This is a genomic window from Streptomyces sp. NEAU-W12 (assembly GCF_026242095.1).
Taxonomy (GTDB): Bacteria; Actinomycetota; Actinomycetes; order Streptomycetales; family Streptomycetaceae; genus Streptomyces.
This window is the reverse complement of sequence record NZ_JAPJDM010000042.1, coordinates 20,620-29,857: the sequence shown is the minus strand read 5'-3', so window position 1 is coordinate 29,857 and position 9,238 is coordinate 20,620. Positions and strand designations below refer to the sequence as shown.

Annotated in this window: 6 protein-coding genes and 1 pseudogene; 4 read left to right on the top strand and 3 right to left on the bottom strand. The window is 72.4% G+C overall.

What is annotated here, in order from left to right:
• Positions 1-152: pseudogene (locus tag ORI94_RS33450) on the top strand (ABC transporter permease); the annotation flags it as partial.
• Positions 145-1,020: an ABC transporter ATP-binding protein gene (locus ORI94_RS33445; RefSeq protein WP_266082591.1), complete on the top strand. Its 876-nt coding sequence runs from the start codon at positions 145-147 to the stop codon at positions 1,018-1,020. The pseudogene ORI94_RS33450 and the gene ORI94_RS33445, both read left to right, overlap by 8 nt.
• A 91-nt stretch (positions 1,021-1,111) precedes the next feature.
• Here the strand turns inward: ORI94_RS33445 and ORI94_RS33440 are convergent, their stop codons facing one another.
• Positions 1,112-6,040, bottom strand: a complete 4,929-nt coding sequence (locus ORI94_RS33440) for an NAD-glutamate dehydrogenase (protein ID WP_266082589.1) — start codon at positions 6,038-6,040, stop codon at positions 1,112-1,114.
• Positions 6,041-6,545: 505 nt separating this feature from the next.
• Complete coding sequence (locus ORI94_RS33435; RefSeq protein ID WP_266082587.1) at positions 6,546-7,211, bottom strand: HAD family hydrolase; 666 nt, start codon at positions 7,209-7,211, stop codon at positions 6,546-6,548.
• Between ORI94_RS33435 and ORI94_RS33430 the strand changes: the two genes are divergently transcribed.
• Positions 7,200-7,415, top strand: coding sequence for an XRE family transcriptional regulator (locus ORI94_RS33430; protein ID WP_266082585.1), 216 nt, complete (start codon positions 7,200-7,202; stop codon positions 7,413-7,415). The genes ORI94_RS33435 and ORI94_RS33430 overlap by 12 nt on opposite strands.
• A gap of 134 nt (positions 7,416-7,549) precedes the next feature.
• Here the strand turns inward: ORI94_RS33430 and ORI94_RS33425 are convergent, their stop codons facing one another.
• Complete coding sequence (locus ORI94_RS33425; RefSeq protein WP_266082583.1) at positions 7,550-8,047, bottom strand: DUF6912 family protein; 498 nt, start codon at positions 8,045-8,047, stop codon at positions 7,550-7,552.
• A gap of 359 nt (positions 8,048-8,406) precedes the next feature.
• Here ORI94_RS33425 and ORI94_RS33420 point away from each other — a divergent pair, with 359 nt between their 5' ends.
• A complete protein-coding gene (locus ORI94_RS33420; RefSeq protein ID WP_266082581.1) occupies positions 8,407-9,192 on the top strand; it encodes an Rv3235 family protein in 786 nt (261 codons plus the stop codon).
• Positions 9,193-9,238: the final 46 nt, after the last annotated feature.

Below are 9,238 nucleotides of genomic sequence, written 5' to 3'. Positions count from 1 at the left end.
TGGACCTGGTCCGCTTCGCGCTGATCGACGGCTACGGGTCCTCGTACCTGCCGCCGCACGTGTGGGCGTTCGCGCTGGGCTGGGCGCTGCTGGCCGGCGTGACCGGCTTCGTCTACTTCTGGAAGGCTGAGGAGAGGTACGGCCGTGGCTGACAACACCGACGAGAAGATCCCCACCGTCGTCGCCGACGGCGTCGACATCGTCTACCGGGTCAACGGCACCGGCGCCGGACGCGGCAGCGCCACCGCCGCCCTCAACCGCATCGTGCGCCGCCGCAAGACCGAGAAGGCGTCCGGCGTGCGCAAGGTCCACGCGGTGCGCAACGTGTCCTTCGTCGCCCACCGGGGCGAGGCCATCGGCCTCATCGGCACCAACGGCTCCGGCAAGTCGACCCTGCTCAAGGCCGTCGCCGGACTGCTCCCGGTGGAGAACGGCCGGATCTACACCGACGGCCAGCCCTCCCTGCTCGGCGTCAACGCCGCCCTGATGAACGACCTCACCGGTGAGCGCAACGTCATGCTGGGCGGGCTCGCCATGGGCATGTCCCGCGAGGAGGTCCGGGAGCGCTACCAGGAGATCGTCGACTTCTCCGGCATCAACGAGAAGGGCGACTTCATCACCCTGCCGATGCGCACCTACTCCTCCGGCATGGCCGCCCGGCTCCGCTTCTCCATCGCGGCGGCCAAGGACCACGACGTCCTCCTCGTCGACGAGGCGCTGGCCACCGGCGACCGCTCCTTCCAGAAGCGTTCCGAGGACCGCATCCGCGAGCTGCGCAAGCACGCCGGGACGGTGTTCCTGGTCAGCCACAGCAACAAGTCGATCCGTGACACCTGCGACCGCGTGCTGTGGCTGGAGCGGGGCGAACTGCGCATGGACGGCCCGACGGACGAGGTGCTCAAGGAGTACGAGAAGTTCACCGGCGGCCCGGACAAGGCCCGCAGGCCCGCCCCGAAACCGAAACCGAAGCCCAAGAGCGAGCCGAAGCCCGGGACCGAGCCCGTTTCGAAGCCCGCCTGAGCACCGGCACCGCAACGCCGCAGGGGCGCCCCGGACAGGATGGTCCGGGGCGCCCCTGCGGGTGGTGAGCCGTGCGCGTGCGCGCGGCGCCCTACGCGTGCGAGCGCAGCAGCGTCCGCATCGTCCGCATCGCCACCGACAGGTTCGCCAGGTCGAAGGTGTCCGAACTCTGGATCTCGTCCAGGGTGGTGCGGGCCCGGCCGATGATCGCCTCGTTCTTCGCCTCCCACACCGTGAACCGCTGCTCCGGTGTCGCCGTGCCGTCGCCCGCCGCGAGCACGTCGGCCGTGACCGCCGAGTGCGCCGCGTACAGGTCCTCGCGGATCGCCGCGCGGGCCATGGACTGCCAGCGGTCGGCGCGGGGCAGCTCGCTGATCCTGTCCATCAGCTGGGTGATGCGCAGCCGGTCGGCGAGGTCGTAGTACACCTCGGCGACGTCCAGCGGCTCCCTGCCCATGCGGTCGGCCACCGAGACGATGTCGATCGCCGCGAACGCGGAGGAGAACCCGGCCACCCGGGTGGCGAGTTCCGAGGGGACGCCGACGCCCGTCAGCTCGTCGTGGATCTTCTGGAACCACTTCAGGTCCGCGCCGCGCAGCAGCTTGGGCAGCTGGGACCAGACCAGCTCGACGCGCTCGGCGAAGAACGTCACCGTCTCCTCGAGCTCCAGCGGCTGCGGCCGGTTGTTCAGCAGCCAGCGCGTGCCGCGCTCCACCAGACGGCGCGAGTGCAGCCTGATCCGGGTCTGGACGTCCGCCGCGACCAACGTGTCGAGGGCCTCGACCCCGTCCCACACCGCGGCGGCACGGAAGATCGCGCGGGCCGCGGTCTGGGCCCGGACGATCTCCTCCAGCGAGGCGCCGGTCTCCTCCCGCATCCGGTGCAGGTACGTCGTGCCGCCCGTGTTGACCGTGTCGTTGACCAGGACGGTCGTGATGATCTCGCGACGCAGCGGGTGCACGTCGATCCGGTCGGGGAACTGCTCGCGCAGCGGGGCCGGGAAGTAGGAGTGCAGCAGCACCCTGAGATACGGGTCGTCGGGCAGTGAGGTGCGCAGCAGCTCGTCGGCGACCGTGATCTTCGTGTACGCCATCAGGACGGCCGTCTCCGGACCGGTCAGGCCCTGACCGGCGCTCAGCCGCTCGCGGATCTGGCGGTCTGCGGGGAGGAACTCCAGGGCCCGGTCGAGGTGGCCCTCGCGCACCAGGTACTTCATGAAGCGCTGCTGGGCGTGGAGCATGTCCTTGGACTGGGCCAGGGCGTTGGCGATGGCGGTGTTCTGCGCGTAGTTGGCGCGCAGCACCAGCCCGCCGACCTCGTCGGTCATCGAGGCGAGCAGCTTGTTGCGCTGCTTGACCGTCATGTCGCCGTCCGCGACCAGGGTGTTGAGCAGGATCTTGATGTTCACCTCGTGGTCGGAGGTGTCCACGCCGGCGCTGTTGTCGATGGCGTCGGTGTTGATCCGGCCGCCGTGCAGCGCGAACTCGATCCGGCCGAGCTGGGTCATGCCCAGGTTGCCGCCTTCGCCGACGACGTCGACCCGCAGGTCCTTGCCGTCGACACGGATGGGGTCGTTGGCCTTGTCGCCGACGTCGGCGTTGGACTCGCTCGCCGCCTTGACGTACGTGCCGATGCCGCCGTTCCACAGCAGGTCCACCGGCGCCTTGAGGATCGCCTTCATCAGGTCCGCCGGGGTCATCTTGGTGACCCCCGACTCGATGCCGAGGGCCTCGCGGATCTGCGCGTTGACCGGGACGGACTTGGCGCTGCGCGGGAACACGCCGCCGCCGGCCGACAGCAGGGCGGTGTCGTAGTCCTCCCAGGAGCTGCGCGGCAGGTCGAACAGGCGGCGGCGCTCGGCGTGACCGACGGCCGCGTCCGGGGTGGGGTCGATGAAGATGTGCCGGTGGTCGAAGGCGGCGACCAGCCGGATGTGTTCGCTGAGCAGCATGCCGTTGCCGAACACGTCACCGGACATGTCGCCGATGCCGACGACCGTGAAGTCCTGGCTCTGGGTGTCCACGCCCAGCTCCCGGAAGTGCCGCTTGACGGACTCCCAGGCGCCGCGGGCCGTGATGCCCATGCCCTTGTGGTCGTATCCGGCGCTGCCGCCGGAGGCGAAGGCGTCGCCGAGCCAGAAGTCGTAGGCCTCGGCGACCTCGTTGGCGGTGTCCGAGAACCTGGCGGTGCCCTTGTCGGCCGCGACGACGAGATAGGGGTCGTCCCCGTCGTGCCGGACGACGTCCGCCGGGGGCACGACCGCGCCGGCCACCATGTTGTCGGTGATGTCGAGCAGCGCCGAGATGAACGTCCTGTACGCGGCGACGCCCTCGGCCATCCAGGCGTCGCGGTCCACGGACGGGTCCGGCAGCTGCTTGGCGACGAAGCCGCCCTTGGCGCCGACCGGCACGATGACGGTGTTCTTCACCATCTGCGCCTTGACCAGGCCCAGGATCTCGGTGCGGAAGTCCTCCCGGCGGTCCGACCAGCGCAGGCCGCCGCGCGCGACCTTGCCGAACCGCAGGTGCACGCCCTCCACCCGCGGCGAGTACACCCAGATCTCGAACGCCGGACGCGGCGCCGGCAGGTCGGGCATGGCCTGCGGGTCGAACTTCATGGAGACGTAGTCGTGCGGGCGGCCGCCGCTCGTCTCCTGGAAGAAGTTGGTGCGCAGCGTCGCCTTGATCACCGTGAGGAAGGAGCGCAGGATGCGGTCCTCGTCGAGCGAGGCGACCTGGTCGAGGGCGGCGTCGAGCTCCTCCAGCAGCGCGTCCACCAGCTCGAACCCGGCGCCCTGCCGCTCCGGCGCCATCCGCGCCTCGAACAGGGAGACGAGCAGCCGGGTGGTGTGGACGTTGTTGCGGAGGGTGTCCTCCATGTAGTCCTGGCTGAAGGTGGAGCCCGCCTGGCGCAGGTACTTGGCGTACGCGCGCAGCACCGTCGCCTGCCGCCAGGTCAGCCCGGCGCTCAGCACGAGGGTGTTGAAGCCGTCGTTCTCCGCCTTGCCGGTCCAGGTCGCCGCGAAGGCGTCCTGGAACCGCTCACGGGCGTCGTCACCGAGGTAGTCGGCGCCGCCGGGGGTCCTGGGCAGCCGCAGCCCGAAGTCGTAGATCCAGGCCACGCTGCGGTCGGAGCAGCGCAGCTCGTAGGGCCGCTCGTCGACGACCTCGACGCCGAGCCGCTGGAGCACCGGCAGCACGGCGGAGAGGGAGACGGCCTCACCCTTGCGGTAGATCTTGAAGCGGCGCTCCTCGGGTGTCGCGCCCACCGGCTCGTACAGGCTGAGCTCGAAGTTCCTCTCCTCGTCGAGCTGTTCGAGGCGGACCAGGTCGGCGACGGCGCCGCGCGGCGTGTGGTCGGCCTTGTAGCCCTCGGCGAAGGCGCCCGAGTAGCGGCGCAGCAGTTCGGCGGCGCGCTCCTCGCCCAGTTCGGCGGTGAGGGCCTCGCCGAAGCCGTCGGCCCAGGAGCGGGCGGCCTCGACGAGCCGGGCCTCGATGCGCTCGCGGTCGTGCTCGGAGAGCTGCGGCAGCTCGGTGCCCTGCGGGACGCGGACCACGAAGTGCAGCCGGGAGAGGATCGACTCGGTGTTCCAGGCGGTGAAGTCGACGCTGATGCCGCCGAGCTCCTCCTTGAGGATGTCGATGATCCTCAGCCGCACGCCGGTGGTGTAGCGGTCGCGCGGGAGGTAGACGAGGGCGGAGTAGTAGCGCCCGTACTCGTCCTGGCGCAGGTAGAGCCTGAGGCGGCGGCGCTCCTGGAGGTAGAGCACCGAGGTGGCGATGGCCCGGAGCTCGTCGGCCGGGGTCTGGAAGAGCTCGTCGCGCGGGTAGGTCTCCAGGATCTGCAGCAGGTCGCGCCCGTCGTGGCTGTGCGGCGAGAAGCCGGCGCGCTCGAGGACCTCCTCGACCTTGCGGCGGATCACCGGGACCCGGCGGACGGACTCGGTGTAGGCGGCGGAGGAGAACAGGCCGAGGAAGCGGCGCTCGCCGACGACATTGCCGTCCGCGTCGAACTTCTTGACGCCGATGTAGTCCAGGTAGGACGGCCGGTGCACGGTGGCCCGGCTGTTGGCCTTGGTCAGGACGAGCAGCTTGTGCTCGCGCGCCTTGGCGCGGGCGTCGGCGGGCAGCCGCTCGAAGGACGGGCTGACCGGGTGGCCGTCGTCGGTGAGGTGGTGCGGGTCGGAGCGCAGTATGCCGAGGCCGGTGCCGGGGACGGCGGCCAGCGAGTCGTCGTCCCGCAGCTGGTACTCGCGGTAGCCGAGGAAGGTGAAGTGGTCGTCGGCGAGCCAGCGCAGCAGCTCCCTGGCCTCCTCGACCTGCCTGCCCGGCACGTCGGCGGGGACGGGTTCGTCGGGCAGGCCGTCGGCCAGCAGGGTCGCCGCCTGCCGCATCTTGCCCCAGTCCTCGACGGCCTCGCGGACGTCGGACAGGACGCGCAGCAGGTCGACGGTGATCTGCTTGAGGTCCCCGCGGTCGCTCTCACGGTCGGTCTCGACGTGGATCCAGGACTCGACGTGGGCGTCGTGCGGCAGCTCGCCCCCGGCGGGTTCGGCGCGCACCTCGATCAGCTTGCCGGTGAGGTCGCGGCGCACCACCACCTGCGGGTGGATGACGACGTGGATGCCGCGGCCCTGCCGGGTCAGCTCGTTGGTGACGGAGTCCACGAGGAAGGGCATGTCGTCGGTGACCACCTCGACGACGGAGTGGCTGCACGTCCAGCCGTTCTCCTCGACGGTCGGGGTGTGGACCCGGACACTGGCCGTGCCCTGGGGGCGGCTCTCGGCCAGCCGGAAGTGGGAGACGGCTGCTCCGAAGATGTCGACCGGGTCGCGGCCGACAAGGTCCTCCGGGGCGGTGTGCAGGTAGTAGCGCTGGAGGAACGCGAGCACGGTGTCCCGGTCGGGCGTGCCCTTGTCCGTCGTCCCGGTCGGCAGTTTCCCCCCGGCCGGGCTGTTCTCAGCTACCCGGGCAGCCTTTTCGAGCAGCTCGGCCTTTGCTTCGTCCAGCTTGGTCTGCATTGTCCTCTTGGCTCCTGTCGCGCGCCGTTGCGTGACGTAGAAGGAAGTACGGTCTCTGCGCCCGCGGTGCGGTGGTACGTGGCGGGGTGCCCGCTCCGTACCGACGCTATGCCGCAGGATGAGACGAGCGGGGGCTTCTCTGCCCGTTCCGACGCGCCCGACGGGTGTGACGTCGCTCTCCGCGACGTGTGGACCCGGGGGATGCGGCGCGTCCCGGGGACCCTGCGGGTCCCGTCCCGCCCGCGAGGACCAGCGAGCGTCACCCGGCCACGGATGTCGTCCGTGCTCGCCGGGCGCACAGCAGGGACGGCGAGGCCCCCGCGAGCTATCGCGCTGATCACGCCACCCAGGCTATCGCCCCTCGCGGGGGGCCCGTCATGAGCCGTATGTGTACAAAACACGGGGTGGAACTTTGACGTTCCGCACAGTGCGCCCCGGTGCCACCGGGTTCTCCGTCGTCCGTTCCCCCCGCCGTCCGCCCTGCACCCTGGCGCTGGCACCCGGCTCAGCCCGCCAGGCGCTGCGCTTCCTCCACGGCCTCCGCCAGCGTGTCCACCACCGGCACCCCCACCGCCTCGAGGCTCGCCCTGCTGTGCGAGCCGCCGGTGTAGAGCACGGCCGACGCCCCCACGTGCCGCGCGGCCAGCGCGTCGTCGGCGGCATCGCCGATCACCACCGTGCGCTCCGGGTCCACGCCGGTCAGCGCGCCGAGGTGCCGCACCATGTGCTCCGCCTTGCCGCCACCGGACGGCCCGGTCCGCCCGTCGACGCGCAGGAAGTGCGGCTCGATGCCGAAGCCCCGGACCAGGGGCACCAGGTCCTCGTGCCCGTACATGCTGAGGATCGACTGGCTGCGCCCCGCCGACGTCCATCCGGCCAGCAGCTCCGCCGCGCCCTCGGTGAGCGCGCACCGCACCCGGTGTTCGGTGTAGTACCGGTGGAAGGTCGCGTCCATCAGCTCCCACTCGGTCCCGGTGGGCAGCCGCCCCATCAGCCGCTCGTAGAACCTCGGCACCGGCACGCAGTACAGCTCCCGGTACCGCTCCAGCGTCAGCGACTCCAGACCCAGCTCGGCGAAGGCCGCGTTCGTCGCCCCGATGACCGCGTCGACGTCGTGGAACAGCGTGCCGTTCCAGTCCCAGACGATGTGCGCGTCCCTGTGCATCCCCATGCAGAAAAAGTACCCGCCCCCACCGACCACCACGGCCGCCGTCCCGCACACCGCCGGCCACTGCGGCAGCCGAAGAACACCACCCGCACCACCGCAGCCCGCCGCTTCGGAGTCCGGCCCGCCGTGATCTCCACCCCCGAACGCGGCGTCCGCCGCGACGGCGACCTCGCCGACAACCACCGCGACCGGCTCCAGACCGCTTGACGACCAACAGGAGCGTCCACGGGGAGAACAGCAGGTCGGCGCCGTATCCGACGACCACGAGCACGACGACGAACCCCGTGCCCCGCCCGGCCGACGCCGACACGAGGACACCGCCGCGCCCCTCGGTGTCGCGCCTAGGCCGTCGGTCCCACCAGGTTCGGGATCTCCTGCGTGGCGTACCACAGCAGTTCGTGGTCCTCCGCCCCGTCCACGGCGGACTGCGCGCCTGCGTCCCCGGCGTCCGCCGCGGGCAGGGCCTGCGCGGCCGACGCCACGTCCGACTCCGCGTCCGCCGCGTCCACGTGCACCGCGGCCGCCCGGTCCAGCCGTACGGGACCGTCGACCCGCAGCTCACCGGGGCCGGAGGGACCGGCCGAGGCCGCCCGGTCGGGTACGTCCACGGCGACCACGACCCGGCGTCGCGGGGCTCCGGCGTCCGCCGCCAGCAGCCGCAGCGAGGCCAGCGCGGCACGGCCCAGCGCCGCGTACTCCAGTTCCTCGAGGTCCTCGGAGCGGTACCACTCGCGCAGCGCGGGCGTCACGCCGTAGGCGGGGAGCGGCCCCGCGCCCAGCTCTCCCGTCCGGTACGCCTCGGCGAGACCGGAGAGGGTCAGGGGGACGTAGACGCGCATGTCGGCCGCTTTCGTGGTCGGGGGTCCGCCGGGGACCGCGGGACACCTCGGGGAGGGACGGCCGCATCCGGCCAGGTGGTCCTTCAGGATACGTGCGGGCGTCCCCCATCGGGTTGCTGCCCACCCCCTCGGCGGCGTCCACTCCGGGCCCGGAATTCACCCGGTACGCCCGCCCCCGTGCGGGGCCGACCGGGTGTCGTTCACTCGGATAAGTGAACCCTCCGGCCCCCCCGACACGGCTCACGGTTCCTTGCCGCCGCCCCGCGTCGCCCCGTAGAAGATCCCCACCACGAAGTTACTGCCTGGTATCGCCCCGGCCCCCGGCCGGCGGCGCCGCCCGGCCCGTTGAACGGGGTCCCATGAACAAGGTCATGACCAGGGCACAGCGCCGCACCGGCACGCGCCCTCCCGGCCGCCGCGACACGCGCCGCCCGACCGGCACCACCCCGCCGCGCATCCCCGCAGGAGGCACCGCCCCCGCCCCGCCGCACGGCGAGGACCGTCCCTCTCCCCCGCCCCGCGCCGCTTCCACCCGCCCCGCCGACAACCGCCCGCCGTCCTCCGCCGCGACAGCCCCGGCGACGCCCGGACGCCCTCGTCGCCTGCCACTGCCGCTGCCCGCGGGCCCCGCGCAGGAAGCGTCCGTGCGCGCGGCGGGGACCGTCCCCGCCCGCGCTCCGCGTCCCGCCACGCGCCGACCGCCGCACCTCACCGACGCCCCCGGACCGGCCGCCGTCCCTGCCCGGGAGCCGGCACCCGCCGCCCCCCGGGCGCCCGTCCGGACCCCCCGCCGACCCGTCCCGCAGCCCCGCCCCACCGACCACTTCGCCGAACTGCTCCTCGCCGTCCTGAGCGGTCAGCGGCCCGTCCACTCCATGCTCCGGCACACCGCGGGCCGCGCCTACGACGAGCTGGCGGACCTCGCCGAGCGCGGTCCGCTGCGCACCCGCGGCACCCGGCCCGTCGTGCGCGACATCGGCTACTACGTCCCCCGCGAGGGTGCCCTCGAGGTGTTCGCCCGGATCGGTGCGGGTGACAGGCTGCGGGCCATGGCCTTCCGCCTCGAACAGGGCAACGACCTGCGCTGGCGCTGCACCGCCGTGGAGCTGGGCGGCCCCCGCCCGCCCCGCCCGCACGGCCGCTGAGCCCCGGGCGTCCCCCTCGGGCCCCGTACGGCGCCCGAGGGCCGGA

Coding starts and splice junctions, on each gene's coding strand:
- ORI94_RS33425 (WP_266082583.1), bottom strand. CDS start 8,047: ATGCGCGTCTACGTCCCCCTGACCCTCTCCGGTCTCGCCGAGGCGTAC.
- ORI94_RS33420 (WP_266082581.1), top strand. CDS start 8,407: ATGAACAAGGTCATGACCAGGGCACAGCGCCGCACCGGCACGCGCCCT.
- ORI94_RS33435 (WP_266082587.1), bottom strand. CDS start 7,211: ATGGGGATGCACAGGGACGCGCACATCGTCTGGGACTGGAACGGCACG.
- ORI94_RS33440 (WP_266082589.1), bottom strand. CDS start 6,040: ATGCAGACCAAGCTGGACGAAGCAAAGGCCGAGCTGCTCGAAAAGGCT.